Raw genomic sequence first — 25,646 nt, 5'->3', positions numbered from 1 at the left:
GACGCCAGCATGACTACCGTGGAACTCACCAAGGACAACTTCGACGAGGTCGTCAACCAGGACTCCTTCGTGCTGATCGACTTCTGGGCGTCCTGGTGCGGTCCGTGCCGCAGCTTCGCCCCGGTCTACGACAAGGCCGCCGAGAACCACCCCGACCTGGTCTTCGGCAAGGTGGACACCGAGGCCCAGCAGGAGCTCGCCGCCGCCTTCGAGATCACCTCCATCCCGACGCTGGCGATCATCCGCGAGAACGTGCTGGTCTTCGCCGCGCCGGGCGCGCTGCCGCCGGCCGCCCTGGAGGACCTCATCCAGCAGGCCAAGGGCCTGGACATGGACGCGGTGCGGGCCAAGGTCGCGGCGGAGAAGTCCGCGACCTGACGCCGGTCGGGGGCGCGGCCGACGGTGTGGTCGAGGGTGGTCGGGGCAGCTGTGGGGTCGGGGTACGGGTGTGGGTCAACGGCTTTTTCGGCCAGGATCGGCACGCCCTCACGGGGCAGAACCCACCCCCACGGCGCCGCCGAGCGGCCTGCGGGCCCCTGCGCGCCGCCGACCGGGCGGCCGCCGTCCGTCCCGGGGACGGGCCGCGGCGCCGACCCCGGACCGACCGAACGCCTGGTCGGTCGCACACGGCGCCACCGGCACCGGGCGGCGCGCGGTGATCGTCACCGCCCACCGCGACGCCGGCGCCCGTACCCCCCTCCGACTGGCCGATCTGCGCATCGACGCCCTGCCGGGCCCGCCCGGACAATAGCGAGTTATGCAGGTCACAAGCCGCTCCCCACCCCACCTCGTCTAACCTGGTGGACGTGATAATTCTCGTCAGCCGTCGCCACGTGGACCTGCTCCGCGTCACGAGCATGTCCTGTCGCCGCTCCCGCTGACCCCGAGCTCCCTCACCCTTTTCAGGACCCCGGCACCGGGGCGCGACGCCATCAGAGCCGCGCTTCCCGGTCCCGCCCCCGGCCACCGCCGGAGCGTGCCGGGCCGAATACAGCGGATGTCACCCCTATGTCGCATATGGCGCAGCAGCACCTGTCCTCCCGGCTCGACGGCCTCCCCGTGATCGACCTCTCCGCGGCGGACGGCACGCCCGAGCAGCGGGCCGCGTTCCACGCGGACCTGCACCGGGCCGCCACCGAGGTCGGCTTCTTCCACCTGATCGGCCACGGCGTCACCGAGCGGGAGACCACCGCGCTGACCGACGCCATGCACGCCTTCTTCGCCCTCCCGGAGGCCGAGCGGCTGGCGATCAGCAACCTCAACTCCCCGCACTTCCGCGGCTACACCCGGATCGGCCACGAGCTGACCGCCGGCCGCAGCGACTGGCGCGACCAGCTCGACATCGGCGCCGAGCGCCCGGTGCACCGCCCGGGCCCGGGCGAGCCGGACTACTGGTGGCTGGAGGGGCCCAACCAGTGGCCCCAGGGCCTGCCGCAGCTGCGCGAGGCCTCGCTGCACTGGATCGACCGGCTCAGCGGCGTCGGCGCCCGCCTGCTGCACGAGCTGCTGACGGCCATCGGCGCCCGGCCCGACTTCTACGACCAGGCCTTCGCCGGGCACCCCCACCTGCGCCTCAAGCTGGTCCGCTACCCCGGCACCTCCCCCGACGGCGGCGGCCAGGGCGTCGGCGCGCACAAGGACTACGGCTTCCTGACCCTGCTGCTCACCGACACCGTGCCCGGCCTTCAGGTCGAACGGTCCGACGGCAGCTTCCTGGACGTGCCCTCGCTGCCCGGCTCGTTCGTGGTGAACCTGGGCGAGCTGCTGGAGGTGGCCACCGACGGCTACCTGAAGGCCACCAACCACCGCGTGGTGAGCCCGCCCGGCGGCCGCGAGCGCTACTCCGCGCCGTTCTTCTACAACCCCCGCCTGGACGCGCACATCGAGCCGCTGGACTTCCCGCACGCGCACCACGCGCCGGGCGCCACGGCCGACCCGGCCAACCCGCTCTTCGCCGAGTTCGGCCGCAACGAGCTCAAGGGCTACCTGCGCGCCCACCCCGAGGTGGCCAAGCGCCACCACGCGGCCCGCTGAGCACTCAGGCTCCCGTCCGGACGAGTTCGTCCAGCCGGGAGCCGTGGGCCTGCCACAGCTCCCGGATCAGGGCGGCGGCGCGGGCCGGGTAGACGGCGGCCGGCTCCTGGTCCGGGGCGTCGAGGTCGAGCGGCAGGTAGTCCCAGTTTCCGCCCCAACTCCCCCATTTCTCACGGGGCTTGGGGAGCAGCTGGTGCTGCGGGGCGGCGGGGTGCCAGATCCCGTAGAACGGCATGTTGTGCCGGGTCCAGCCGTCGTCGTCCGCGGTGCGGCGCTCGCGGTCGGCCAGGCCCACCCCGGCCGCGGGCCGGCCGTCCGCGTCCAGCCAGCTCCGCCGGCTCAGCAGCACGATCCGCTCGTCGCGCAGCTGGTACCTGCCGGCCACCTGGTCCAGCCGGGTGCTGACCACCAGGTCGTCGGCGGGGTCACAGCCGGCCGCGGCGGGGGCGCCGACGCCGGCAGGGTCGCCGACCGCAGCGGGGTCGCCGGCCGTAGCGGGGTCGCCGGCCGTAGCGGGTTCGCAGTCCGCAGCGGGTTCGCCGTCCGCGGCGAGCAGCTCGGCCGTGCGGGCGGGCAGCGCCCGCAGCAGCGCCCAGGCGGCCGCCTTCGCCTCCACGAAGGCCCGGTCGTGACCGTGCCGCAGCCAGAAGCCGGCGGCGGCGTGCGAGGTGGCATCCATCCGGGTGAGCCTTTCGAGTGTCTCCAGGTAGTCGGTCGCGGTGCGCCGGCCCACCTGCTCGGCCACCGGCGTCGGCTGGGGCACCGATCGCAGGGCGTCGCGCAGGTCGACGGCCACGTCCCGCAGGCGCATCGAACGGAAGGCGCCGTGCTGGGCGTGGGACCCGTCGAGGGTGAGGTAGACGAAGACGGGGGCGCGGTGCTGGGCGCGGAAGTGGGCCACCAGGTCCCTGGTCTGGTCCCGGTGCTCCTTGGAGTACACCTTCATCTCGATGACGACCGGCCGGCCGGCCACCCACACCACGAGGTCCGCCCGCCGCTCCACCTGGTCGGGACCGGCCGGCAGCGTGACCTCCCGGCGCAGGTACACCCGGTCCGGGCGCAGCGCGGCCACCATCTCGGGGCGGCCCGCGCGCAGCAGCAGCGCGGTCAGCATCCGCGGGCCCAGCCCGTGCGACCCGCCCGGGTCGAGCAGCCACTCCACCATCCGGCCGTGCGGCAGTTCGAGGCCGCTGAGCCCCAGGATCTCCATCGCGGTCCCGGCCGGCGGGTCCCAGCGGCCCGCGTCCTTCAGCCGGTCGACCGCCGCGCCGGCCGCCGTCCAGTCCGTGCCCATCCGGCTCCCCTCCGCTCCCCGCGAAAACCGTCGCCCACCCTAGGCCCTCGGACCTGACCAGTGACCCGGGACCGTTGGATCCCGCACTGCTACTGTCACACCAGGACTGTCCCACCAGGAGCGTTGATGCCCGCGACCCCGCCGCCCGCCGTACCGGCGCTGAGCCTGACCGTCGACGAGCTCGCCGCCCGGGCCGGGGTCACCGTGCGCACGTTGCGCTTCTACAGCGGCCGCGGGCTGCTGCCGCCGCCCGAGCTCGGCCCGCGCCGGGTGGGCCGTTACGGTGCCGAGCACCTGGACCGGCTGGAACTGATCGAGGAACTCCAGCGGTTGGGCCTCACGCTGGCCGCCATCGAGCGCTACCTGGACCAACTCCCGCCCGACATCAGCGCCCTGGACCTGGCCATCCACCGCGCGCTGATCGCCGTCTGGGCGCCGGAGACGGCCGAGGAGGCCACCGTGGAGCAGCTGTCGCGCCGCACCGGGCGCGCGCTCTCCCCGGCCGACCTGGACCAGCTGGTGGCCATGGGCGCACTCCAACCCACCGACCGTCAGGACGTGTTCAGCGTCGACCCGGGCCTGCTCCCGCTGGGCGCCCGGGTGTTGGACCTGCCGATCCCGTTGGAGACCATCGTCACCGCACGGGCCGTGGTGCGCCTGCACAGCCAGGCGGCGGCCCGCGAACTGCACCGGCTCTTTCGCGAAACGGTCTGGAGGCCGTTCCGCGAGAGCGCTCCCAGCCAGGCCGAGGTCGATCGGATGCGCGAGGCCACCGGCGGGATCGAGCCACTGCTCACCCAGGCCCTGGTCACGGCCTTCCACCGCTCGCTGGCCGAGCAGCTGACCGAGGGCTCTTGACGCCCGTCCCGTCAGGACAGTAGCTTCCTCTCCACTGTAAGGAATCTTTCCTAACAGTTGCCGGGAGTCACCCGAGCCGCCACCGGGTACCCCGGATCCATGCACACAGCGACGACCGCCACGTCCCGCGCATGCCCGTCCCGTCTGCCCCCTCGGCCACCCCAACGGCCGTAGTGCAAAGGAACACCGGTATGAGCCGTCGATCCCACGCTGTCCACCCCCACCACCCCCGCCGGACCGCCACGCTGCTGCTGGCGGCCCTGCTGGCCACCCTCCCCGCCTGCGGCGCGGTCGCCACCTCGGCCTCGGCCCTGCCCCCGAGCGTCGCCGCGTCCGCCGCCGCCTCCACCCGGGCCGCCGCCTCCACCGGACTGGACGACCCGCAGAAGAAGGAGATCGCGATGCAGCTCGTCTCCAGCGCGGAGAACTCCTCGCTGGACTGGCGCGCCCAGTACCGCTACATCGAGGACATCAACGACCGGCGCGGCTACACCGCCGGCATCATCGGCTTCTGCACGGGCACCGGTGACCTGCTCGACCTCGTGCAGGCCTACACCGACACCGAGCCCGACAACGTGCTCGCCAAGTACCTGCCCGCCCTGCGCCAGGTGAACGGCACCGAGTCGCACGAGGGCCTGGACCCCGGCTTCACCACGGACTGGGCCACCGCCGCCGACGACCCGGCCTTCCAGCGCGCCCAGGACGCCGAGCGCGACCGGGTCTACTTCGACCCGGCCATCCGGCAGGCCAAGCAGGACGGCCTGGGCACGCTCGGCCAGTTCGCCTACTACGACGCGGCCGTGATGCACGGCCCCGACGGCCTGGTCGCGATCAGGAACGAGGCCCTCGCCCAGGCCCAGCCGCCCACCCAGGGCGGCAGCGAGACCGAGTACCTCAACGCCTTCCTGCTGGCCCGCCGCGCCGAGATGAGGAAGGAACCGGCCCACAGCGACACCAGCCGCGTCGACACCGCCCAGCAGCTCTTCCTCGACACCGGCAACCTCGACCTCACCACCCCGCTGACCTGGAAGGTCTACGGCCAGAGCTACACCATCACCGGCTGACATCCGGGAGCGGCCTCGGCAGCCCGAACCCCGGGCCGCCGAGGCCTGTCCGTCAGAGCAGGTGATCCGCCTTGCCGGCCTTGATATCGACAATCAGCGCGCGCAGGGCACCGAGCGAGTCGACGAGTGGCCGGTCCTCCTCACCCTTGACCGCGATGTACCCGTTCCCGTCGGCATCAGTGCCGAGCCGGAAGCACGAGTTCCCTTCGCCGCAGTACGGTTCTTCCCAGGTGATGGCTGGCATGGAGCTTCCCTAATGGCGAGTCAAGCTGTCTCCGATTTCGGCGAACCGGCCCTCCTCATCCCAAAAGCACGGAACCAACAGCCTCGGGGTGCCGAGGCTGTCAGTCAGAGCAGGTGATCCGCCTTGCCCGCCTTGATATCAACAATCAGCGCGCGCAGGGCACCGAGCGAGTCGACGAGCGGCCGGTCCTCCTCACCCTTGACCGCGATGTACCCGTTCCCGTCGGCATCAGTGCCGAGCCGGAAACAGTTGCCCGAATCCTGGCAGAACGGGTCTTCCCATGTGATGTCCGGCATCGAGCCTCTCCTATAGCTGACGAGTGATGGAACGGATCAGGTCGCGGGTTCGCTCCGGCGACAGGGCGACTCGCTGCATCTGATCCAACTGGAGTGCGAACTTCCGAAGTTGTGCCTCCTGGTGCAGGAACTCGGCGCTGGTCGTTCGGTCCAGCTGCACCACGTCCAGGCTCGGCACCTCTCCCTCGGCGTAGAGGATGGACTGCCCCGACCCCGGAAAGGCCCCGGCCGAGAACGGCACGGCCTGCACCGTCACGTTCTCCCGGTCCGCCATCTCCAGGACGTGCTGCAGTTGTTCGCGCAGCGCCGTGCGCCCGCCCACCTCGATCCGAAGCGCGGCCTCATGCACTATCGCCACGTACCCGGGCGCATCGGGCCGATCGAGCACCCGTCGCCGCTGGAGCCGATGCATGACCCGCGCATCGAACTCGTCCGCCGGCAGAGCGGGGATCGCGGCCGCGAACAGCGCCCGCGCGTACGCCTCGGTCTGGAACGGACCCGGAACGTGGGTCATGGTGCTCATCCGGAGCCCCCCGGCGAACCACTCCAACTCCGCGATGTCCAGGAAGGTCGGCGGCAGGATCCCCCGGTACTCCTCCCACCAGCCCTTGGTCCGCTCGGCCGCCATCCGCGCCAGCGACTCGACCAACGCGGAGTCGGCACAGTCGTAGTTGCACGCCAGCCGGCGCACCCGCTCAGGGCTGATCCCGTGCCGACCGGCCTCGGTACTCGTGATCACCGTCCGATTCGTCGCCAACACCGCGGCAGCCTGCTCCGTGGACAGGCCCGATGCCTCCCGGAGCTTGCGAAGCTCGGCTCCGAGCCGCTGCTGACGGGCTGTCGGATTACTCCTCGGCGGCATCTGTTCCCTCTCCGTGCATGCAGACCAGTCTGCCTCGCGCCAGGATCTCCGGTCCATCGCCCTCTCGGAGTAGGTGGCACATGTGCCCCCAATGCCCTACCTTGAGTAGCGAAGGCGCTACGGAGGGCAATCTCCGAAGTGCGCCGCACGAGCCTGCGCTCATCTCGCCCCACACCATCACCCCTTCCGCGAGGAGTCAGCCATGCCCGGAATCCCGACCACCTCCCCCACCTCGCCCGCCATCCCAGCCATCCCCCACTACTGGCGCTTCCCCGCCGAGCTCGCCTCCGTCCCGCGGGCCCGGCGGGCGCTGGCCGAGGTGCTGCCGCGGGCCTGCCGGCCGCAACTCTCGTACGAACTGCGGCTGCTCGCCTCGGAACTGGTCACCAATGCGATCCGCCACGGCGCCCGCACCGACCGGGACGAGGTGGTCGAGCTCCTGTTCTGGACCGCCGACCACCACCACTGGCTCGCCGTCTGCGACCCCAGCCCCCGTCAGCCCGTCCCCACCCCCACCGCCCCCGCGCCCGACCCGCAGGCGTGTGGCGGACGCGGGCTGCTGCTCGTCGACGCCCTCTGCGACGTCTGGGCCGTCGTCCCCCGCCGCACGCGAGGCAAAGCCGTCGTCGCCGGCGTCCGGCTGCCCCGCCCCTGAGGGGCGCACACCGCTCCACCCGCGCCCCGCTCGCCGCGCGCACAACCGCCGCACCGGATCAGGGCATTGACCCCACCCTCACCGGTCCGTCAGGGTTGGAGCAGTCCTGTGCCGCTGGCACCGCCGTACCGACCGCAAGGGGTGCTTCCGCCTTGGCCGACCTCACTCCTCCCGGCTTCTTCGGTACCGGCATCCCCTCCCCCCGGCACCCCTCCGACACCTTCCCCGGCCCCAGGAAGCCCTGCGACCCCCTGCCCGGCTGACGTGGGACCGATACCAGGACCAGTACGCCGTACGCGTGCGACGACGGCCCGGCGATGACGACAACGAGTCGTAGGTCGTGCTGCCCGCCGGCGAGGTGCGGGGGCGGCCCCCGCGGAAGTCACTCCCCCTGCTCCGCCCCGAGCCACTCGTTCCACGCCCGCAGCTTCTCCGGGTTGCGCACGCCCCAGATGCGGGTGATCCGGCCGTCGGCAACCTCGAACGCCGCCACGTTCACGGTCAGCTCCCCACGCAGCGCCACCAGGCCCGCCCGGCCGTTGACCGAGCGCACCCGCAGCTCCATACCAGGCGCGCGGACGCTGATGTCCGCGATGTAGCGGGCGATCTGCGCGGCTCCCTCCACCGGTCGCAGTGTCGCGCCGACCAGGCCGCCGCCGTCCGCGATCATCACCGCGCCCGGATCCAGCAGGCCGACCAGGGCGGGAATGTCCTGCTGCTCCCAGGCGAGCTTGAACTCCCGGATGATCCGCGCTTGTTCAGCGTTGGGCACGGGCGCGGACCGCACGGCGCGGACCCGGCGGCGTCCCGAGGAGGCCAGCTGCCGGCAGGCGGCCGGCGAGCGCTCCACGATCGCGGCCACCTCGTTGAACGAGTACTGAAAGACGTCGTGCAGCACGAAGGCCACACGCTCGGCCGGGGTCAACGCCTCCAGTACGACCAGGAAGGCCATGTCCACCGACTCGTCCAGGACGATCAGGTCCGCGGGGTCGGTGGATCCGGCACGGCGGCCCGGCACCCGTGAGACGTCGGGGAGCGGCTCCGGGATCCACGCGCCCACGTACCTCTCGCGTCGTGCGCGGGCGGAGCCCAACACGTCCAGGCAGATGCGGCTGGTCACCGTGGTCAGCCAGGCCCGGGCCGAGGTGATGGCAGCGCGCCGTTCCGGCGTCAACGCGTACCAGCGGGCGAGCGCCTCCTGCACGGCGTCCTCGGCCTCGGCCAGCGAACCCAGCAGCCGGTAGGCGACGTTCGTCAGCCAAGGGCGCTCCTGTGTGACGGCGTCGGTCACCGTGCCCCCTCACTCGAACCCGATGCCCACCATGATCGTTCATCGGTGTGACCGGGACAACGGATCGCACCGCCTCACATTCTCGGCGGCTGCGTCGTCCCCTCTGCGACAGCCGCCGGACAAGCAGAGGAAGCACCATGGCCACGCAGAGCGTCCCCCAGTCGCGCAGTACCTTCTACCCGGCGTTCGTCCGCACCGCGGTCGCTGCGCAGACGCTGACGCTGTTCCTCCAGGCGGCCACCGCCGGCCTGCTGCTCTCGCACCACCTCAGCGTCCTGCACGCTGTCGGGGCTCGGGTGATGTACGGCGCGGCCATGCTCTACGTCCTGGCCGCCGTCGTGGCCTGGCGCCCGGGTGGCGGCTCGCCCAAGCCGATCGTCCACGGCGCCACGTTCCTGGTCCTTGCCTCGGTGCAGGTGGTGCTCGGCGTGACGCACACCCTGAGCCTGCACGTCCCGCTGGGCGTGTTGATGTTCGCCATGAGCTTCCATCAGCTCGGCCGCGAACTCGCGGCACGCCGGCGCGTGCGGTGACGCCGGGTTCGGGCCCTTCTGCCGAGGTGAGCGGGCCGGCGGCGGGCGACTACGAAGGGGCGATCCGCTGCTCGCTCTGCTCGAGCCAGTTCAGGTACCAGCGAGCGAAGGTCATCGGCGCACCGTGCTCGTCGGTCAGCGGAACGAGGTCCCGGTCGTCCGCCCTGTCGTCGGACCAGATCCGGCCCGCTTCAAGGCCGCTGACGATCAGCCACTGGCGGGCGGCACAGCCGAGATGCGAGATCACGATGGCGCCGACCGTGCGGTCCGGGGAGAACATCACCGGCTCCCATCGCTCCTCCCATGCTTCCACGGCGTCGTCGAAGTCCTCGATCTCCTCGAAGTCCTCCTCCTGCGGATGCTGTTCCCACAGGGCTCTGACCAGCTCCGGGTCAGGGCCCTGCCGGGGGAACGGATCGGCCAGCCTGGACAGGTCGGCGAGTTCGGCACCGTCCCCCTCCCACCGCCAGCGGCCCTGCAGGCGACGTACCGGGAAGACGCCGTACGCCGGACCGGCGCCGCCGGCTCCCACCTGGAGGAGGAAGTCCCGGTACTCCTCGGGCAGCGTGACACCTATCTGGCGTTCGAGCCCGGCCATCTCAGCCGACGTCAACGGCTCATCCAAGGAGAACCGATGGCCCAGGAAGCCGAAGACACTCGCACCCGCCGCGCTGGACCCCAGCGAGTGCACGCGCTCCCTCACACCGACCCACGTCCGATCGTTCATGGGCCGAGCCTACGAGGCAGGCCCGACAGTGCGGACCACGCCTCACGGCCTCCGCCGTGGAGCCCTCCGGCAGGGCCTCGAAGGCGCCTGCGTCACGCCGAGAGGCAAGAGGCGACGGAAGAGGGTCGTCCAGGAACCAACCCGAAGCGGCACACGTCTCTCGCACCATGACTTCTGACGAGCAGCAAGGGCGCGCGACCACCACCGGGCTCACCCCGCCGTCCGCCGTGACTCCGGATCCGCCGAAGGTCAACGACTACGACGGCTTCGCCGAGGCGTACACGGCCGAGAACGAGCACAACCTCGTCAACGGCCACTACCAGCGGCCCGCGATGCTGGCCCTCGCCGGAGACGTGGCCGGCCGTCGGATCCTCGACGCCGGCTGCGGCTCGGGACCCCTGTTCGCGGCGCTGCGCGAGCGTGGCGCCGTCGTGAGCGGCTTCGACGCGAGTGCCGGCATGCTGGAGCTGGCCCGGCGGCGGCTCGGTGACGGGGCGGACCTGCGGGTGGCCGACCTGGGCGGCCCGCTTCCCTACCCCGACGACGCGTTCGACGACGTCACCGCGGGCCTGGTCCTGCACTACCTGGAGGACTGGGGGCCGGCGCTGGCCGAGCTGCGCCGCGTCCTCAAGCCCGGCGGTCGGCTGATCGCGTCCGTCGACCATCCCTTCGCCGTCAACCTCATGCACCGCGAGGCCGGTCGCGAGGCCGACTACAACTACTTCGGCACCACCAACTGGACCGCGGAGTGGACGATGGGCGGCCAAAGCGCCCTGATGAGCTTCTGGCACAGGCCGTTGCACGCGATGGTCGAGGCCTTCACGGCGGCGGGCTTCCGGATCACGGTCATCAGCGAGCCGGAGCCCGATCCGGCCGTCCGCGAGCTGTTCCCCGAGGCCGTCGCGGCCGCGCCGCGCTTCCTCTGCTTCCTCTTCTTCGTGCTGGAGGCCGCGTAGCTCCGGGTGGTGGGCGCTCGGAGTCGTGTCGTCAGGCGGTCCGTTCGGCCAGGGCGACGATGACCCCCGCCGGGCCGCGCAGGTAGCAGAGCCGGAAGATGCTCTCGAACTGCGTGACCTCGCCAAGGAGTTCGGCGCCGTGGGTGCGCAGGCGGGCGACGGTGCCGTCGATGTCGTCGACGGCGAACATGACGCGGTGCAGGCCCAGCGTGTTGGGCGGCGGGTTCTGCGGCCCGGCGGCGAGCGCCGCGGGGGCGTGGTACTTCGTCAGCTCCACCTTGCTGTGGCCGTCCGGCGTCCGCATCATCGCGATCTCGCTGCGGACACCGTCGAGTCCCACGATGCGGTCCACCCAGGGGCCTTCGACCTGCGCCCGGCCCTCCAGCTCCAGGCCCAGGGCGGCGAAGAACGCGACGGCGGCGTCCAGGTCCTCGACGACGATGGCGACGTTGTCCATCCGCTGAACGGTCATGGTCCCGAGCATAGGACAGCGGCGCGCCACCGGTTCGCGGGCCCGAACCGGCGGCGCGCCACCACCACCGCGGGTGTCAGCCCGCGACGGCTGCCGCCGCAGGGGGCCGCGGACCGGTCCACCCGCAGGTACCGACGCACGCCTCGTTGCCCTCCGGGTCGGCCAGGACCCAGTGCGACGGCGCGCTCTCGTCGCTCACCAGTCGACCGCCCGCCGCGAGCGCCGCCGCGATCCGCGCCTCGGCCAGGTCGTAGGGGACCCAGACGTCGACGTGCATCCGGTTGCGCTGCGGGCGCGGCGCGTCCATCGGCTGGAAGTAGAAGGCCGCCGCGCGCCGGCGCGGGTCGACCAGGTCCTCCGCGCTGCCGGCCCGCTCCCGGTACCCGAGCAGCGCGCGCCAGAACGGCGTCACGGTGGCCGACTCCAGCGCGTCGACGGTCACCTGGACGGCGTGCACGGCGGCCGGGTCGGCCTCGATGCCCGCCCGGCGGGCCACCGCGGAGATCTGCCGGGCCAGGTCGAGGTGCTGCTCGGTCAGGCCGTAGTAGGTCTCCGTGAGCGTGATCAACCGGACGGTCACGCCCTCGGGCCGCAGGTCGATGTCGGGGTGGTGGCCCTCGAACCGGACCTCCTCGTCGATCGCCCGCACGAACCGCGCACCGGCCGCGAACGACCCGGTCCGGAAGTACGCGCACGCGCCCTCACCGAGGACGCGCCAGTCCTCGGTGCCGGCCGCCTCGTGGAACTGCTGCGGCCTGATCGGGCCGGTTGGCGTCTTGATCTCAGTCATGGCGGCCAATGTAGCGAGCACCTCGGACACCCCCGGCCCAGCCTGGCCCCTGCTCAGCCTGGCTCAGCCTGGCCCGGCCCGACCCAGCCGGCTCCGCAGCCGCGCGGGCGAGCAGGTCAGCGGGCCAGCAGGTCAGCGGGCCGGCGGGCCGGCCGAAATCGATCGTGGGATCCGGCCCACGACTGCCATCATGGAACGATGGATGATCACCAGAGGAACCTGCCCTCCCAGGTCGCCGGGGACCGGGCGTCGCTGACCGGCTTCCTCCAGTACCAGCGCGAGACGCTGGCCTGGAAGTGCTCGGGGCTGAGCGTCGAACAGCTCAGGGAGCGCGCCGTCCCGCCGTCGGCGCTGTCGCTGCTCGGGCTGGTCCGGCACATGGCCGAGGTCGAGCGGAGCTGGTTCCGGAACGTGGTGAGCGGCGAGGGCACCCAGCCCCACTGGCCCCGGCTGACGCCCGACCGCTCGCCCGCGTTCGACGTGGACTCCGCCGATCCCGACGAGGCGTTCAGGATCTGGGAGGAGGAGTGCGCCCGGTCGCGGGCCACCGTGGACGCCGCCGCCTCGCTGGACACCACCGTGCCGTGGCAGGACGAGGTCTTCTCGCTCCGCTACGTGCTCACCCACATGATCGAGGAGTACGCGCGCCACAACGGCCACGCCGACCTGCTCCGCGAGCGCCTCGACGGGAGCACCGGCGAGTAGGACGGTGCAGCACGGCACGGCACGCCTTCAACCGTCGTCCCGCAGGGCCCTTCGAGAGCGGGCCGCCCTCGCCGCGCGGCCGCCGTACTGGGCCGATCGGGGGTATGTCGCCGAGCCTCCGGCGGGGGCGGGGGTCCGGCGGATAGACAGGTACCGCCAGTTGGTTTGTACACCACATGAAGGGTGGACCGTCGTGACGACGAACGCGCAGCAGAACCAGCGGATCCTCACCGACCTGACCGGACTCAGCACGCCCGAGCACTTCGGCATGACGCTGTTGCGGAACATCCTGAAGGTGGCGGCGCAGCACACCGATCCGACCAAGCCGATCGAGATCCCGGTCACCTTCCGGGTCTATGCGGCGAGCGCGGGTGTCGTCGTCGACCACGGCGGCGAGGTCTGCGACGAGCACATCCTGCCCTCCGGCACCATCATCGGCCACTGCATCCCGCGCGACGTCCTGGTGTGACACCGGGGCGCGCCGACGCCCCCAGCCATCCACCGCAGACGGCCCGCCGGCTATGGCGGGCCGTCTGCGTGCGCCGAAGCCCTTCGCGGGCCGGTCGCCACCCCCTATTCTGATGACGCGTCAACTCTCCCTACGGAACAGCGCTTCGCCTCCTGCGCAGACGTCCGCCGCAGCTCGTTCACCGAGCGCCGGGAACCCGGCCCCGCCCCGCGACCGCTCGCCCTCCTCCGCACCACTCGCCTGCTGAACTCCCAGGAGACGGCCATGGCACCCTCCGACCACCCCCACGGCTCCGCCCGCTGGTACCTCGAACGCAAGGCCGACATCACGGCCCAGCAGATGCTCGAAAGGCAGCAGGGCCACGAGGTCCTGATCACCACGACCATCGTCGGCCGGCCCCCGACCGAGCACACCGAGAGGCGAGCCGGCCTGTCCGACAGGCGAAGATCCGAGTTCACCGCGGCCTTCTGGGCCGCCTGGCACACCAGGGTCGACTACGGGCTCGCGAACGGCGAGTTCAAGGTCCCCACCGCCACCCGCTGGGAGACCGTCCTCTACGGCACGGGCACGGGTGCCGGCGCCGGCACCATCGCCTCGTCCTTCGGCTCCCGCGCCCCCCTGCACATCCTTGCCGTCTGGCTCCCGACGATCGTGGCCGGTCTGATCGCCTGGCCGATCGCCGGAGAGGCCGTCGCGCTCTTCACCGCCCTGGTCACCCTGCTGCTCGCCGCCCTGGTCCTGCAGAAGGTGCGGCTCGCCGGGACCGCGTTCATCGCCCTGGCCGCCAGCGCCGGCTACCTCTTCGGCCCGCACCGCTTCGTCACCCACCCGAGCAGCCACCTGGGCGGCTTCGTGGAGGTCGACGCGGTCAACGTCCACACGCACTGGCTCGGCGCCTGTCTCTTCCTCGCCGCGGCGCTGGTCCTGGCCTGCCTGCGCAGCCTGATCACGGACCCGGGGTCCATGCTCCCGCCGCGCCTGACCGCCAAGCGGTTCACCGTGACCGTCACCAGTCTGCTGCTCAGCGCCGTGGCGTTCTTCGCCGTCGGCCCGTTCGCCGTGATCGTCTTCCTGATCTGCTGGCCGACCCTCTACGGACTCGTCAGCGTCGTCGTGCTCGTCGCGGGCGGCCTCTTCGAGAGCGTCTCCGCCCGGCCGCCGGTGGTCGCCCGCGAGAAGGCCTACCTCTACCGGCTGCGGAACACCATCGACTACGAACACGCCTGACGCCGCCGGCCGTTGGCCCCACCCCGCCGTGACGCGCGGCGACGGCGCGGCCCCGGGGCCGAGGAGCCCCGGACCGCGCCGCCACCCGCACCAGACCGCCCGTCAGTCCTTGAACGTGCCGCCCTGCTCCGCCGTCCGTTCCAGCAGCGCCGGCGGGGTGAAGCGCTCGCCGTAGGTGGCGGCCAACTCCCGGGCCCGCGCCGCGAATCCGGCCACGCCACCGTCGTAGCCGTTGATGTACTGCAGCACGCCGCCGGTCCAGGCCGGGAACCCGATGCCGAGGATCGAGCCGACGTTGGCGTCCGCGACCGAGGTGAGCACGCCCTCCTCCAGGCAGCGCACCGAGTCCAGCGCCTCCGCGAAGAGCATCCGCTCCTTGAGATCCTCGAACGGCAGCCGCAGCTCGGGCTTGGTGAAGTGCTCGCGCAGGCCGGGCCACAGGCGGGTGCGGCGGCCGTCCGCGTCGTACTCGTAGAAGCCGGCTCCGCCGCTGCGCCCGGGGCGCTCGAACTCGTCGAGCATCCGGTCCATCAGCGCGTCGGCGGGGTGCGGCTGCCAGGTCCCGCCGGCCTCCTCGACCGCCCGCCGGGCCTCGCCGCGGATCTTGCGCGGCAGGGTGAGGGTCAGCTCGTCCAGCAGCGAGAGCACCTTGGCGGGGTAACCGGCCTGCGCGGCCGCCTGCTCGACGGTGGCCGGCTCGACGCCCTCCGCCACCATCGCCACGCCCTCGTTGATGAACTGGCCGATCACCCGGGAGGTGAAGAAGCCGCGCGAGTCGTTGACCACGATCGGCGTCTTGCCCAGCCGGCGCACCAGGTCGAAGGCGCGCGCCACCGTCTCGTCGCCGGTGCGGGCGCCCTTGATGATCTCCACCAGCGGCATCTTGTCGACCGGCGAGAAGAAGTGCAGGCCGATGAAGTCCGCGTCGCGCTCGACTCCCTCCGCCAGCACGCCGATCGGCAGGGTGGAGGTGTTGGTGCAGAGCAGCGCGTCGGCGTCGACCACGCCCTGGATCTCCTGGAAGACCTTCTGCTTGAGCTCGACGTTCTCGAAGACCGCCTCGATCACCGCGTCGCAGCCGGCCAGGTCGGCGGCCTGCTCGGTCGTGGTGATCCTGGCCAGCAGCTGCTCGCGCTGCTCGGCGGTGCTGCGTCCGCGCGCCACCGCCTTGTCCAGCAGGGCGGCCGAGTAGGCCTTGCCCCGCTCGGCGGACTCGGTGCTGACGTCCTTGAGGACGACCTCCAGGCCGGCCTTGGCGCACGCGTACGCGATGCCCGCGCCCATCATGCCCGCGCCGAGCACCGCGACCCGGCGCACCGGCCGCTCGGGGATCCCGGCGGGCCGACTGGCACCGGAGTTGACCGCCTGCATGTCGAAGAAGAGCGCCTGGATCATGTTCTTGGCGGTCTGCCCGCAGACCAGCTCGGTGAAGTAGCGCGCCTCGATGGCCATCGCGGTGTCCACGTCCACCTGGCTGCTCTCCACCGCCGCCGCCAGCACGTTGCGCGGCGCCGGGTAGGGCGCACCGGCCAGCTGCTTGCGCAGGTTGGCGGGGTAGGCGGGGAGTTGGGCGGCCAGCGCCGGGGTGGCCGGGGTGCCGCCGGGGATCCTGTGGCCCTTGACGTCCCAGGGCTGCACGGCGCTCTCGTGGGCGGCGATGAAGGCGTGCGCCTTGGCGAGCATCTCCTCGGGCGTCTCGGCCAGTTCGTGCACCAGGCCGGCTTCGAGCGCGGCCGCCGGACGGTACTGACGGCCCGTCAGGAGCACCTTGAGCAGGGCGTCGGCCAGGCCGAGCAGCCGAACCGTGCGGACCACGCCACCGCCGCCCGGCAGCAGGCCCAGCGTCACCTCGGGTAGGCCGATCCGGCTGGCCGGCGTGGTCAGCGCGACCCGGTGGTGGCAGGCCAACGCCAGTTCCAGGCCGCCGCCCAGGGCGCTGCCGTTGATCGCGGCGACCACCGGGCGGCCCAGCGTCTCCAGCGCGCGCAGCGAGCGCTTGATCCGCATCGAGGACTCGAAGACGCGCTCGGCGTCGTCGGGGCCGGCGGCCGAGAGCAGGCGCAGGTCGCCGCCGGCGAAGAAGGTCTTCTTGGCGGAGGTGATGACCACCCCGCGCAGGCCCTCGGTCTGCCCGAGCCGGGCGACGGTGGCCTCGAAGGCCTCGGTGAAGGCGGCGTTCATGGTGTTGACGGACTGGGTGGGGTCGTCCAGAACCAGGGTGACGATGCCGTCCTGGTCCTGCTCCCAGCGGATCACGGTGCTGTCGGTCATGGGGCTTCTCTCCGGGAGGGGTGGCGCAGGGATGTCAGGAAGGGCCGGCTCAGATGCGCTCGACGATGGTGGCCACGCCCATCCCGCCGCCCACGCAGAGGGTGGCCAGGCCGTAACGCAGCTCGCGGCGCTCCAGTTCGTCGATCAGGGTGCCCAGGATCATCGCGCCGGTGGCGCCCAGCGGGTGGCCCAGCGCGATGGCGCCGCCGTTGACGTTCACCTTCTCGTGCGGGAAGCCGAGTTCGCGCATGAAGCGGAGCACGACGGCGGAGAACGCCTCGTTGATCTCCACCAGGTCGATGTCGGCCGCGGTCAACCCGGCCTTGGCCAGCGCCTTGTGGGTGGCCGGCGCCGGGCCGGTGAGCATGATGGTGGGCTCGGATCCGGAGACCGCGGCGGAGACGATCCGGGCCCGCGGGCGCAGCCCGTAGCGCTCGCCGATCGCGCGCGAGCCGATCGCCACCAGCGAGGCACCGTCCACGATGCCCGAGGAGTTGCCGGCGGTGTGGACGTGGTCGATCCGCTCCACCCAGTGGTACTTCTGCAGCGCCACCGCGTCGAAGCCGCCCGCCTCGCCGACGCCGGCGAAGGCGGGCTTGAGGCCACCCAGGGTCTCCACCGTGGTGGAGGGGCGCAGGTACTCGTCGCGCTCCAGGACGACCAAGCCGTTGCGGTCGCGCACCGGCACCACCGAGCGGTCGAAGAGGCCGTCCACCTGCGCCTTGGCCGCGCGGGCCTGGGACTCGGCGGCGAAGGCGTCGACGTCCGCGCGCGAGAAGCCCTCGATGGTGGCGATCAGGTCGGCGCCGACGCCCTGCGGGATGAACGAGGCCTCGTAGTTGGTCATCGGGTCCATCGCCCAGGCGCCGCCGTCCGAGCCCATCGGGACCCGCGACATCGACTCCACGCCGCCCGCCAGCACCAGCTCCTCCCAGCCCGAACGGACCTTGGCGGCGGCCAGGTTGACGGACTCCAGGCCCGAGGCGCAGAACCGGTTCTCCTGCACGCCGGCCACGGTGTCCGGCAGCCCGGCGGCGATCGCGGCGATCCGCGCGATGTCGGAGCCCTGGTCGCCGAGCGGGCTGACGACGCCGAGCACGATGTCGTCGATGGCGGACACGTCCAGGTCCGGCAGCCGGTGGCGCAGTTCGCGGATCAGTCCGACCACCAGGTCGACCGGCTTGGTGCCGTGCAGGGAGCCGTTCTTGCCGCGCCCGCGCGGGGTGCGGATCGCCTCGTAGACGTACGCTTCGGTACTCACCGTTGGTGCCTCTCTGCGGAGTTCGTCGGGTCAACGTTCAGGGTGCCGGCGCCGGTGCCGATACCAGCAGCGGTGCCGGTGCCGGTGCCGCTCGCCTCGCCGAGCGCGGCCACGCCCCAGTCGCGGGCCACCTCGGCGGTGTCGGCGCCCGGCCTGGCGGGCGGACGGCGCAACGCGCCGGGGGTGGCCGAGAAGCGCGGGGCGGGCGCCGGCTGGGTCACCCCGCCCGGCGCGGGGTAGGTGCCACGGGCCAGCAGGTGCGCATCGGCGGCGGCCTGACGCAGCGTCAGCACCGGAGTGACACAGGCGTCGGTGCCGGCGAAGACGGCCGTCCACTCGGCGCCGTCCCGACTGGCGAACCTGGTCGCGATCAGCGCCCGCAACTCCGGCCAGCGGGCGGTGTCGTACTGCCCGGGCGCGTCCTCGCCGAGCTCCAGCAGCCGGGCGAACTCGGCGTAGAACTGCGGCTCCAGCGCACCGACCGCGAAGTACCCGCCGTCCCTTGCCTGGTAGGTCCCGTAACAGGGTGCGCCGCCGTCCAGCAGGTTGACGCCACGGGCGTCGCGCCAGCGGTTCTCGGCGAGCAGCCCCCAGAAGAGCGTGCCCAGATGGGCGGCGCCGTCGACGATCGCGGCGTCCACCACCTGCCCGGTCCCGGTCGCCCTGGCGTGCTGCAGCGCGGCGAGCAGGCCGACCACCAGGTAGAGCGAGCCGCCCGCGTAGTCGCCGAGCAGGTTGGCCGGCACCGCCGGCGGCCCGCCGGCCGGCCCGATCATGCCCAGCAATCCGCTCAGCGCGAGGTAGTCGATGTCGTGTCCGGCGGTGGCCGCCAGCGGGCCGCTCTGCCCCCAGCCGGTCATCCGGCCGTAGACCAGCGCGGGGTTACGGTCCAGGCACGCCGCCGGACCGACCCCCAACCGCTCGGCCACCCCGGGCCGGTACCCCTCGATCAGCAGGTCGGCGCGCTCCACCAGGTCCAGCACCACCCCCGCCCCACCCGGCGCCTTCAGATCCACCAGCACCGAACGCTTGTTGCGGTTGGTCAGCTCGAACTCCGGGTCCCCCGCCAGCGGCGACCCCGCCGGCCGGTCCACCCGCACCACATCGGCCCCCAGGTCCCCCAACAACATCCCCGCGAACGGCCCCGGCCCGATCCCCGCCAGCTCCACCACCCGCACCCCGGCCAACGGCCCGGTCGGCTGACCCGCCCGGTCGGTCATCGCAGTCGTCTCCTCGCGAGCGTGACAGTGGAGCTGTAACACTCGCGATGGTATGCCGGTGACTGACGAGTAACAAGGGCGACCCGACCGCCGCCGCAGAAGCACCCGCTCGCCGACGGAACCGGCTGCGACGGCGGTCGCGGGGGCCTCAACGCGTGAAGAGTGCCCGCACCCGGCACAGGTCCGGGTCGTCGGCCCCACTGACGCGCTCGGCGTCGGCGAGGTTCTCCCGGAACAGCCGTTCGGCCTCGGCCGGGCGCCCGGCCGCCACCAGGCGCTCCACCAGCAGGATCCTGGCGCGCACGGACAGCGGATGGCCGGTGCCCAACAGGCGCTCACGCCCTTCCGCGGCCTCCCGCATCAGCAGCACCGCCTCCTCGTGGCGGCCGCACAGCATCAGCGCCCAGCTCAACACCAGCTTGGCCGAGTAGACCAGCGGATGCTCCGGACCGTGCAGGGCGATCCGCGCCTGCACCGCGCGCTCGGCCGCCGCGTGCGCGGCCGGCGGATCGCCGGCGTGCAACAGCCCGTACGCGTAGTTGCTGTAGGCCACGACGGTCACCGGGTGGCCGGCACCGAGGAAGCCCTCGCAGTCGGCCACCGTCGAGGCTCCCTGGTGGACGAAGTCCGCCACCCGGCCGACGTCCACCAGCAGTTCCAGGCTCAGCGCCCGACCCTGGAGTGCCTGTGGACTCTGCTCGCCCAGCACCCGGCGCAGGCCCGCAACCGCCCGTTCCAACAGCGCGAGCCCGTTCTCCCGCTGCCCCAGCAGGTAGAGCGGCAGGCTCAGCGTCAGGGCGCTCTGCAACGTCTGCGGATCGTCGCCTCCCAGGACCGCCTCGCACCGGCTCAGGACGTCCTGCAACAACTGCACCGACTCCTGCAGACGTCCGAGCCGGCGCAGCGAGTCGCCCTGCTGCCGACGGGCCGACAGTGCGGCCGGGGCGTCGGCGCCGCCGATCTCCTGTGCCAGCCTTCCCGCCGTCTCGGCCAGCGCCGCGGCCGCCTGGTAGTCACCGGCCTCGTGGATCGATCCGGCGGTGCGGATCGCCAGCTCGATGCTCTCCGGCGGGACCTCCTGGGCGCCGCGCCGCAACAGCGCGGCGACGTGCGGAGCCAGCAGCAGGAGCTCCCCGGCCGGTGCCCGCCCGGCTTCGGGGGCCGGCAGGGCGGCGGCGAGCAGTGCGGTGGCGGCGCGGTGGTAGGACCTGCGGTCCTGCGGCGGGATCCCCGCCCGCACGCTGTCCAGCACCACCGCGTGGACCTGCAGACGGCGGGCTCCGGCACTCGGCCGAGCCGGGTCGGAAGGCTGCAGCGAGACCAGCGAGTTGGCAAGCAGGGCGCGCAGCGCGGCCTCCAGTTGCGCCGCGGGCAGCGGCGGGCTGAGCTGGTCCAGCCCGGCGGCCGCGGCGCCGCTCGCCAGCACCGACAGCGGGAGCGGGTCGGCGCTCCAGCAGGACAGCAACCGCAGCAGGGTGGTCGCCTCCGGCAAGCCCTGCGCGCTGAGCGAATCCAGCGTGATCTGCCAGGTCCGGGAGACCAGCTGGCGATCCTCGGCCGGCCCCTGGCTGAGCTGCGCACCCTGGTCGATCAGCGCGGTCGCGTCGTCCTGCAAGTGATCGTGGTAGTCGGCCATCGTCCAAGACTCCAGGATTTGGTGGGCCAGGTAGGAGCCGGCCAGGTCGAGTGCCAGCGGCAGGCACCCAAGGCTGCGGGCCACCGCCCTGGCCTGGTCGAGCGTGCCGGATTCGGGTGCGAGGTCGCAGAGCACCTGGGCCGCGTCCTCCAACGGCAGCGCGCCCAGCGGATGGGTCGTAGCGGTCCGCCACAGTGCCGCCACCGCCCGCCGGGAGGTGACCAGGACGGTCCCGGCCGCGCTGCTGCGCAGCCAGCCGCCCTCCGCCAGTAGCTCCGGGTCGTCCGCGTTGTCCATCACCAACAGCCAGCGCTGCGGCGAACGGTCCAGGTACTGCCAGACCAGGTCGGCCGCGGCCCGATGACCGGCGAAGGCCGCCAGCACCTCCCCGGCCTGCGCGCCGCGGTCCGCGGCGACCGCGAGCATCGCGGCCCGCAGGGAGAGCCGGTCCGAGGCGGTGACCCACAGGCCCACCTGCCCGCGTCGTGTCGCCTCGGCGAAGAGCCAGTGGGCCAGGGACGTCTTCCCGGTACCGCCCATGCCGTGCACGACGTGCACGGCGCCGCCCTCGGCCAGCGCCGCCACCAGGCCGGCTCGCAGCTCCTCCCGGTTGCGCAGCACGCGCGGCGGCCGGTCGACCCGGGCCACCCGGACGGAGTCCGGTGAGGCCACGGCCACAGCGGCGCCGGCCTCCTGGTAGTGGTGGTGGTGCTCGGTGATCAGCTGGTCACGGGTCGCCTGGTAGACCCGCCCCTGGCCACGCGCCTCACCCCGCAGTACGGGGTCGGCCTCGGGCGGCCACGACCCGGCGCCGGTCACTTCTCGGTGATGTGCTGGTCGCGGCCCGCCTGGTACACGCGCCCGTGACCGGAGGCCTCGGCCCGCAGCCGGACCACGGGCGAGGCGGCGGTGCCCGGCGCAGCGGTCACGCTCTCCAACAGCAGGCGCAGCTCCTCGGCGATCGCCGGCTGCGCGGCGAGCAGGTGCCGCAGCCGATCCTGCCACTGCGCCAGTACCTCGTGCTCCGAGCGGAGGTCGCCGCCCTGCCGTGCCCGGGCCAGGTCGTCGCGGGCGATGTCGAGTTCCCCGCCGACCGCCTCGGCGCGCTCCGGCTCGGCCCGTCGCCAGAGTGCCACCAGCCCGTCCCGGGTGCGCTGCCAGGCCTCGGTGGCCATCAGCGTGACGACCGTGCCGCCCGCCGAGGTCGCCAGCGCCGCGATCTCCGGATCCATGCGTTCCTCCCCCTGTTCCAGCTGTTCCATCGACCGACAGTGCTGGCATGCCCAGGCCGACACGGCGCACACCCCCTCGCAGGGGTGAGCCCGCCTCGGCGGCGCGTCAGACTTCCGGGCGACACCGCCTGCAGCACTCGGGCACCGCCGACCGCCCCCGCGCGCGGCTACGACTCGACTGCATCAAAACAGAGTTGACACCTCATCAGCTACACCCTCAGCGCCCCCGCCACCCCGAAGGCCGGCGTCGGAAGCCTTGCGCAGGTGTCCCCCCTTGGCTTCACTGGTTGCTCGGCACCCAAACCACTTAGTGGTCGAACAGTCGAGCTATGGGGGGAATCATGATCGATCAGCGGTTCACCGCCGCACGATGGCGCAAGAGCATCGGCAGCGGGGACACCAACTGCGTGGAGGTGGCGATCGGCGGCCCGGTGGTCGGAGTCCGCGACACCAAGGACCGCGGCACCGGGCCGATCCTGGCCTTCGAACCGGCCGCCTGGGCGGTCTTCCTCGACGGGGTACGCGACCAGGGCCTCACCTCCGACGGGACGGCGGCCTGAGCGCGGACCAGGGGCGCGAAGCACTGGCAGCGGTGGACGACCCGGTCACCAGCACCTCACCCCGGGTCGTCCACCTGCTGGCGGCAACCGGCGTCTCTGTCACCGGCGACGGCGCCTTCATGGCGGCGGCGCCGCTGCTCGCCGCCTCGCTCACCCGCGACCCGCTGGCCGTCGCCGCCGTGGCCGCCGCCTTCCAGGTGCCCTGGCTGCTGGCCGGCCTGATCGCCGGCGCCCTGGCGGACCGCTGGCCGCGCCGCACCGTGATGGTCGTGGCCGACCTGGTGCGGGTGGCCGTGCTGGGCTGCCTCGCCGCCCTGGTCGCCCTCGGCCGGGCGGACCTGCTCGTGCTGATCACCGCCATCCTGGTGACCGGCATGGCCCAGTGCTTCTTCGACGCCTCCTCACAGGCCGTCATTCCGACCCTGATCGGACGGGACAAGGACGCGCTCACCCGGACCAACGGCCGTTACTGGGCGATCGACACGGTGGGCCGCTCACTGGCCGGACCACCGATCGGGTCGGCCGCGTTCGCCCTGTCGGCGGCCGTCCCGTTCGCCGGCGACGCCGGTTCGTTCCTCCTCTCGGCGGGTCTGATCTCCCGGCTGCCGAAACTGCCCGCGCCCGGGACCCGCCAACCGTTGCTGGCGGCGATCCGAGCCGGTCTGACGCATCTGCTGGCGACCGCCGAACTACGGGTCGTGGCAGCCAGCTCCGCCCTCTACAACTTCGCCTACAACCTGGCCATGGCGACCTTCGTCCTCTATGCCACCCACACCCTGCGGGTGGCCACGGCCAGCTACGGGCTCCTCCTCGCGATGGCGGCACTGGGGGGTGTCGTCACCGGATGGCGCATCGCTCCGCTGACCCGGCACCTCAGCTACCGCCAGATGATGGCGGCGGCCGCGGTCCTCCAGGGAGTCGCCTGGCTCGGCGTGGCCACGGTTCCCGGCGTCTACGCCGCCGGAGCGTTCCTGGCCCTGGTCGGAGCGGCATCCACCCTGGTCAGCGTCGCGGCGAGTTCGGTCCGCCAGGCCCTGACGCCTGATCGACTACTCGGGCGGGTCGTCGCCGCCTTCCGCCTCTTCGGGGGCGGGGCCGCCGGCCTCGGCGCGCTGACCGGTGGTCTGCTGGCCGGGGCCGCCGGGCTGCGCGCGCCGCTCTGGGCGGCCGCCGCGCTGCTGGTGGTGGCCGCCGTGGGCCTCAGGCCCTGGCGGGGAGGCGGGTTGCCCCACGCGTAGCCGTCGGCCCGGCTCGCCCTAGGCTGTCGGGCATGGGAGATCTGGTGGCGGGTGGGGCTGCGCTGTGGCGCGGGCAGCGGTGGGTGGCGCGCAATCCGCGGTGGTGGGTGTTCGGGATGGTACCGGCGCTGCTGGCGCTGCTGGTGATCTGGACGCTGCTGGGGGTGCTGATCTACTGGCTGGGCGACCTGGTCGCCTGGGCCACGCCGTTCGCCGACACCTGGGCGCCCGGCCTGCGGCGGTTCTTCCGGGACGTGGTGGACGCGCTGGTGCTCGGTGGTGCCGCGCTGCTGTCGGTGGTCGGCTTCACCGCGCTCACGCTGGTGATCGGGCAGCCGTTCTACGAGCGGTTGGTGCGGCAGGTCAGCCCGCCGCCGCCGGGTGCGCCGGAGATCGGCGTGCTCGACTCCCTGCTCGACGGTCTGCGGGTGGGGCTGCGGGCGGCCGGCTGGGCGATCGGGCTCTTCGTGCTGGGGCTCGTCCCGGTGGTGGGGCAGGTGCTCGCGCCGCCGCTGGGCTTCTGCGTCTCGGGGTACTTCCTGACCGTGGAGTTGACCACCGTCGCCTTCGAGCTGCGCGGGGTGCCCTCCGAACGCCGGCTGGGCGGGCGCCGGATGCTGGCGATCGGCTTCGGAGCGCCGCTGGTGATCGCCTTCCTGGTGCCCTTCGCCACCGTGCTGCTGATGCCGGGGGCGGTGGCCGGCGCCGCGCTGCTGGTGGACGACCTGGTGGCGGGCGAGGAAGGCGCGAGCGACGGGAACGGCGAGGACGGCGGACGGGCTGCCGGGGTGGCGCAACCGCGGGAGGCGGAAATCCCGTTGACGGGCTCCCTAGGGTCGAGCGAGTGAACGAGATCGAGATCGACGACACCCCCGAGGACGCGCGCCTGCTGGCCGCCTACGACGAGCAGCTGCGCGGCGGCCCCAAGGGGCCGGGGGTGCACCAGGAGTTCGACGGGCGGCTGCTGCGGGTGACCGGCGGCCACCAGGGCTTCATCAGCACCCCGCGCGACGTGGGCCCGCGCGGCGCCGAACTGGACGCGCTGATCGCCCGCCAGCGGGACTTCTTCGCAGCCCGCGGTGAGTCCGTGGAGTGGAAGACCCGCGCGCACGACGAGCCCGCCGACCTCACCGACCGGCTGCGGGCGGCCGGTTTCGTCCCGCAGGAGCGCGAGAGCGTGCTGATCGGGCGGACCGCCGCGATGACCGAGGAGCCGGCGCTGCCCGCCGGTGTCGAACTGCGCTGGACCACCGATCCGTCCGACGCGGAGCGGATCGCCGCCATGGAGAGCGCCGTCTGGGGCCAGGACATGGGCTTCCTCGCCGGCTTCCTGCAGGGGCAGTTGGCCGCCGACCCGGACGGCATCGCGATCCTGCTCGCGGAGGCCGGCGGCACGGTGGTCTCGGCCGCCTGGCTGATGCTGCGCCCGGACACCGACTTCGCCGGTCTGTGGGGCGGCTCGACCCTCGCGTCGTGGCGCGGGCGGGGCCTCTACCGCGCGCTGGTGGCCCGGCGGGCGCAGCTGGCGCACCGGCGCGGCTACGCCTACCTGCACGTGGACGCCAGCGACGACAGCGCGCCGATCCTGCGGCGGCTGGGCTTCCGGGCCGTCACCACCACCACGCCGTACGTCTGGACGCCGCAGGCCGGTTGACGGGCGCCGGCCGGTTGAGCGGCGGCGGGCGGTTGAGCGGGGGCGGACCCGTGGCAGGGCGGGTGCCGCGGGGAACTCAACCGTTCGATCGATTCGG

General features: G+C 72.8%; 27 protein-coding genes. 14 read left to right on the top strand and 13 right to left on the bottom strand.

Going from position 1 to position 25,646, the window contains the following annotated elements:
• Positions 1 to 9 precede the first annotated feature (9 nt).
• Positions 10 to 378 (top strand): thioredoxin, encoded by a 369-nt coding sequence (gene trxA, locus ABD323_RS12230; protein ID WP_344441405.1) that lies wholly within the window; start codon positions 10 to 12, stop codon positions 376 to 378.
• A 639-nt stretch (positions 379 to 1,017) separates the two neighbouring features.
• Positions 1,018 to 2,034 carry an isopenicillin N synthase family dioxygenase gene (locus ABD323_RS12225; RefSeq protein ID WP_344441404.1) on the top strand — a complete coding sequence of 339 codons (1,017 nt, stop codon included), beginning with the start codon at positions 1,018 to 1,020 and terminating at the stop codon, positions 2,032 to 2,034.
• Between the two features lie 4 nt (positions 2,035 to 2,038).
• Here the strand turns inward: ABD323_RS12225 and ABD323_RS12220 are convergent, their stop codons facing one another.
• A complete protein-coding gene (locus ABD323_RS12220) occupies positions 2,039 to 3,328 on the bottom strand; it encodes a PD-(D/E)XK nuclease family protein (RefSeq protein ID WP_344441403.1) in 1,290 nt (429 codons plus the stop codon).
• A 126-nt stretch (positions 3,329 to 3,454) separates the two neighbouring features.
• On the opposite strand from ABD323_RS12220, the gene ABD323_RS12215 reads away from it, so the two are divergent.
• Both ABD323_RS12215 and ABD323_RS12210 read left to right on the top strand, forming a co-directional pair.
• On the top strand, positions 3,455 to 4,186 hold the full coding sequence (locus tag ABD323_RS12215) for a MerR family transcriptional regulator (protein ID WP_344441402.1): 732 nt from the start codon (positions 3,455 to 3,457) through the stop codon (positions 4,184 to 4,186).
• A 191-nt stretch (positions 4,187 to 4,377) separates the two neighbouring features.
• Entirely contained in the window at positions 4,378 to 5,250 is an 873-nt protein-coding gene (locus tag ABD323_RS12210) for a chitosanase (RefSeq protein ID WP_344441401.1), read from the top strand.
• A gap of 52 nt (positions 5,251 to 5,302) precedes the next feature.
• Here the strand turns inward: ABD323_RS12210 and ABD323_RS12205 are convergent, their stop codons facing one another.
• The 3 genes from ABD323_RS12205 to ABD323_RS12195 form a co-directional block, all read right to left on the bottom strand.
• A complete protein-coding gene (locus tag ABD323_RS12205) occupies positions 5,303 to 5,494 on the bottom strand; it encodes a hypothetical protein (protein ID WP_344441400.1) in 192 nt (63 codons plus the stop codon).
• A 104-nt stretch (positions 5,495 to 5,598) separates the two neighbouring features.
• Entirely contained in the window at positions 5,599 to 5,790 is a 192-nt protein-coding gene (locus tag ABD323_RS12200) for a hypothetical protein (RefSeq protein WP_344441399.1), read from the bottom strand.
• Between the two features lie 10 nt (positions 5,791 to 5,800).
• Complete coding sequence (locus tag ABD323_RS12195; protein WP_344441417.1) at positions 5,801 to 6,652, bottom strand: helix-turn-helix domain-containing protein; 852 nt, start codon at positions 6,650 to 6,652, stop codon at positions 5,801 to 5,803.
• Between the two features lie 202 nt (positions 6,653 to 6,854).
• Between ABD323_RS12195 and ABD323_RS12190 the strand changes: the two genes are divergently transcribed.
• Positions 6,855 to 7,307, top strand: coding sequence for an ATP-binding protein (locus ABD323_RS12190; protein WP_344441398.1), 453 nt, complete (start codon positions 6,855 to 6,857; stop codon positions 7,305 to 7,307).
• Positions 7,308 to 7,689: 382 nt separating this feature from the next.
• On the opposite strand, the gene sigJ is transcribed toward ABD323_RS12190, so the two are convergent.
• A complete protein-coding gene (sigJ, locus tag ABD323_RS12185) occupies positions 7,690 to 8,598 on the bottom strand; it encodes an RNA polymerase sigma factor SigJ (protein WP_344441397.1) in 909 nt (302 codons plus the stop codon).
• A gap of 137 nt (positions 8,599 to 8,735) precedes the next feature.
• On the opposite strand from sigJ, the gene ABD323_RS12180 reads away from it, so the two are divergent.
• Positions 8,736 to 9,131, top strand: coding sequence for a hypothetical protein (locus ABD323_RS12180; RefSeq protein ID WP_344441396.1), 396 nt, complete (start codon positions 8,736 to 8,738; stop codon positions 9,129 to 9,131).
• 49 nt (positions 9,132 to 9,180) lie between these two features.
• On the opposite strand, the gene ABD323_RS12175 is transcribed toward ABD323_RS12180, so the two are convergent.
• Complete coding sequence (locus ABD323_RS12175) at positions 9,181 to 9,858, bottom strand: SMI1/KNR4 family protein (protein ID WP_344441395.1); 678 nt, start codon at positions 9,856 to 9,858, stop codon at positions 9,181 to 9,183.
• Positions 9,859 to 10,025: 167 nt separating this feature from the next.
• Between ABD323_RS12175 and ABD323_RS12170 the strand changes: the two genes are divergently transcribed.
• Positions 10,026 to 10,814 (top strand): class I SAM-dependent methyltransferase, encoded by a 789-nt coding sequence (locus ABD323_RS12170; RefSeq protein ID WP_344441394.1) that lies wholly within the window; start codon positions 10,026 to 10,028, stop codon positions 10,812 to 10,814.
• Positions 10,815 to 10,845: 31 nt separating this feature from the next.
• Here the strand turns inward: ABD323_RS12170 and ABD323_RS12165 are convergent, their stop codons facing one another.
• Positions 10,846 to 11,286 carry a VOC family protein gene (locus tag ABD323_RS12165; RefSeq protein ID WP_344441393.1) on the bottom strand — a complete coding sequence of 147 codons (441 nt, stop codon included), beginning with the start codon at positions 11,284 to 11,286 and terminating at the stop codon, positions 10,846 to 10,848.
• A gap of 76 nt (positions 11,287 to 11,362) precedes the next feature.
• A complete protein-coding gene (locus ABD323_RS12160; RefSeq protein ID WP_344441391.1) occupies positions 11,363 to 12,076 on the bottom strand; it encodes a VOC family protein in 714 nt (237 codons plus the stop codon).
• 198 nt (positions 12,077 to 12,274) lie between these two features.
• Here ABD323_RS12160 and ABD323_RS12155 point away from each other — a divergent pair, with 198 nt between their 5' ends.
• The 3 genes from ABD323_RS12155 to ABD323_RS12145 all read left to right on the top strand — a co-directional run bounded on the left by ABD323_RS12155 (position 12,275) and on the right by ABD323_RS12145 (position 14,477).
• Positions 12,275 to 12,781 (top strand): DinB family protein, encoded by a 507-nt coding sequence (locus ABD323_RS12155; RefSeq protein ID WP_344441390.1) that lies wholly within the window; start codon positions 12,275 to 12,277, stop codon positions 12,779 to 12,781.
• 193 nt (positions 12,782 to 12,974) lie between these two features.
• Entirely contained in the window at positions 12,975 to 13,250 is a 276-nt protein-coding gene (locus tag ABD323_RS12150) for a hypothetical protein (protein WP_344441388.1), read from the top strand.
• Between the two features lie 264 nt (positions 13,251 to 13,514).
• Positions 13,515 to 14,477 (top strand): hypothetical protein, encoded by a 963-nt coding sequence (locus tag ABD323_RS12145; RefSeq protein ID WP_344441386.1) that lies wholly within the window; start codon positions 13,515 to 13,517, stop codon positions 14,475 to 14,477.
• Between the two features lie 102 nt (positions 14,478 to 14,579).
• Here the strand turns inward: ABD323_RS12145 and ABD323_RS12140 are convergent, their stop codons facing one another.
• From ABD323_RS12140 to ABD323_RS12120, 5 genes are all read right to left on the bottom strand, one after another.
• The gene (locus tag ABD323_RS12140) at positions 14,580 to 16,748 is read right to left on the bottom strand and encodes a 3-hydroxyacyl-CoA dehydrogenase NAD-binding domain-containing protein (RefSeq protein ID WP_344441385.1); all 2,169 of its coding nucleotides are present in this window, start codon (positions 16,746 to 16,748) and stop codon (positions 14,580 to 14,582) included.
• Positions 16,749 to 16,797: 49 nt separating this feature from the next.
• The gene (locus ABD323_RS12135) at positions 16,798 to 18,009 is read right to left on the bottom strand and encodes an acetyl-CoA C-acetyltransferase (RefSeq protein WP_344441384.1); all 1,212 of its coding nucleotides are present in this window, start codon (positions 18,007 to 18,009) and stop codon (positions 16,798 to 16,800) included.
• Entirely contained in the window at positions 18,006 to 19,229 is a 1,224-nt protein-coding gene (locus ABD323_RS12130; RefSeq protein WP_344441383.1) for a CaiB/BaiF CoA transferase family protein, read from the bottom strand. The genes ABD323_RS12135 and ABD323_RS12130 overlap by 4 nt, the downstream gene beginning before the upstream one ends.
• Positions 19,230 to 19,377: 148 nt before the next feature.
• On the bottom strand, positions 19,378 to 21,684 hold the full coding sequence (locus ABD323_RS12125) for a tetratricopeptide repeat protein (RefSeq protein ID WP_344441381.1): 2,307 nt from the start codon (positions 21,682 to 21,684) through the stop codon (positions 19,378 to 19,380).
• Entirely contained in the window at positions 21,681 to 22,127 is a 447-nt protein-coding gene (locus ABD323_RS12120; protein ID WP_344441380.1) for a hypothetical protein, read from the bottom strand. Before ABD323_RS12120 ends, ABD323_RS12125 begins: the two co-directional genes overlap by 4 nt.
• Before the next feature lie 311 nt (positions 22,128 to 22,438).
• On the opposite strand from ABD323_RS12120, the gene ABD323_RS12115 reads away from it, so the two are divergent.
• The 4 genes from ABD323_RS12115 to ABD323_RS12100 are packed head-to-tail and all read left to right on the top strand — an operon-like array spanning position 22,439 to position 25,549.
• On the top strand, positions 22,439 to 22,657 hold the full coding sequence (locus ABD323_RS12115; protein ID WP_344441379.1) for a DUF397 domain-containing protein: 219 nt from the start codon (positions 22,439 to 22,441) through the stop codon (positions 22,655 to 22,657).
• Between the two features lie 32 nt (positions 22,658 to 22,689).
• On the top strand, positions 22,690 to 23,895 hold the full coding sequence (locus ABD323_RS12110) for an MFS transporter (protein WP_344441378.1): 1,206 nt from the start codon (positions 22,690 to 22,692) through the stop codon (positions 23,893 to 23,895).
• A gap of 32 nt (positions 23,896 to 23,927) precedes the next feature.
• Positions 23,928 to 24,743, top strand: coding sequence for an EI24 domain-containing protein (locus ABD323_RS12105; protein WP_344441377.1), 816 nt, complete (start codon positions 23,928 to 23,930; stop codon positions 24,741 to 24,743).
• Positions 24,740 to 25,549: a GNAT family N-acetyltransferase gene (locus ABD323_RS12100; RefSeq protein WP_344441376.1), complete on the top strand. Its 810-nt coding sequence runs from the start codon at positions 24,740 to 24,742 to the stop codon at positions 25,547 to 25,549. Before ABD323_RS12105 ends, ABD323_RS12100 begins: the two co-directional genes overlap by 4 nt.
• Positions 25,550 to 25,646: the final 97 nt, after the last annotated feature.

Source organism: Kitasatospora nipponensis (genome assembly GCF_039528135.1).
Lineage (GTDB): Bacteria > Actinomycetota > Actinomycetes > Streptomycetales > Streptomycetaceae > Kitasatospora > Kitasatospora nipponensis.
This window is presented reverse-complemented; position numbering and strand designations above follow the sequence as displayed.

Excerpts from the sequence above, each read along its gene's own strand:
- ABD323_RS12120 (WP_344441380.1), bottom strand. The coding sequence starts at position 22,127 with ATGGAACAGCTGGAACAGGGGGAGGAACGCATGGATCCGGAGATCGCG.
- ABD323_RS12105 (WP_344441377.1), top strand. The coding sequence starts at position 23,928 with ATGGGAGATCTGGTGGCGGGTGGGGCTGCGCTGTGGCGCGGGCAGCGG.
- ABD323_RS12165 (WP_344441393.1), bottom strand. The coding sequence starts at position 11,286 with ATGACCGTTCAGCGGATGGACAACGTCGCCATCGTCGTCGAGGACCTG.
- ABD323_RS12130 (WP_344441383.1), bottom strand. The coding sequence starts at position 19,229 with ATGACCGACCGGGCGGGTCAGCCGACCGGGCCGTTGGCCGGGGTGCGG.
- ABD323_RS12115 (WP_344441379.1), top strand. The coding sequence starts at position 22,439 with ATGATCGATCAGCGGTTCACCGCCGCACGATGGCGCAAGAGCATCGGC.
- ABD323_RS12155 (WP_344441390.1), top strand. The coding sequence starts at position 12,275 with ATGGATGATCACCAGAGGAACCTGCCCTCCCAGGTCGCCGGGGACCGG.
- ABD323_RS12200 (WP_344441399.1), bottom strand. The coding sequence starts at position 5,790 with ATGCCGGACATCACATGGGAAGACCCGTTCTGCCAGGATTCGGGCAAC.
- ABD323_RS12175 (WP_344441395.1), bottom strand. The coding sequence starts at position 9,858 with ATGAACGATCGGACGTGGGTCGGTGTGAGGGAGCGCGTGCACTCGCTG.
- ABD323_RS12160 (WP_344441391.1), bottom strand. The coding sequence starts at position 12,076 with ATGACTGAGATCAAGACGCCAACCGGCCCGATCAGGCCGCAGCAGTTC.
- ABD323_RS12205 (WP_344441400.1), bottom strand. The coding sequence starts at position 5,494 with ATGCCAGCCATCACCTGGGAAGAACCGTACTGCGGCGAAGGGAACTCG.
- ABD323_RS12225 (WP_344441404.1), top strand. The coding sequence starts at position 1,018 with ATGGCGCAGCAGCACCTGTCCTCCCGGCTCGACGGCCTCCCCGTGATC.
- ABD323_RS12145 (WP_344441386.1), top strand. The coding sequence starts at position 13,515 with ATGGCACCCTCCGACCACCCCCACGGCTCCGCCCGCTGGTACCTCGAA.
- ABD323_RS12180 (WP_344441396.1), top strand. The coding sequence starts at position 8,736 with ATGGCCACGCAGAGCGTCCCCCAGTCGCGCAGTACCTTCTACCCGGCG.
- ABD323_RS12195 (WP_344441417.1), bottom strand. The coding sequence starts at position 6,652 with ATGCCGCCGAGGAGTAATCCGACAGCCCGTCAGCAGCGGCTCGGAGCC.
- ABD323_RS12210 (WP_344441401.1), top strand. The coding sequence starts at position 4,378 with ATGAGCCGTCGATCCCACGCTGTCCACCCCCACCACCCCCGCCGGACC.
- ABD323_RS12140 (WP_344441385.1), bottom strand. The coding sequence starts at position 16,748 with ATGACCGACAGCACCGTGATCCGCTGGGAGCAGGACCAGGACGGCATC.
- trxA (WP_344441405.1), top strand. The coding sequence starts at position 10 with ATGACTACCGTGGAACTCACCAAGGACAACTTCGACGAGGTCGTCAAC.
- ABD323_RS12215 (WP_344441402.1), top strand. The coding sequence starts at position 3,455 with ATGCCCGCGACCCCGCCGCCCGCCGTACCGGCGCTGAGCCTGACCGTC.
- ABD323_RS12190 (WP_344441398.1), top strand. The coding sequence starts at position 6,855 with ATGCCCGGAATCCCGACCACCTCCCCCACCTCGCCCGCCATCCCAGCC.
- ABD323_RS12170 (WP_344441394.1), top strand. The coding sequence starts at position 10,026 with ATGACTTCTGACGAGCAGCAAGGGCGCGCGACCACCACCGGGCTCACC.
- ABD323_RS12220 (WP_344441403.1), bottom strand. The coding sequence starts at position 3,328 with ATGGGCACGGACTGGACGGCGGCCGGCGCGGCGGTCGACCGGCTGAAG.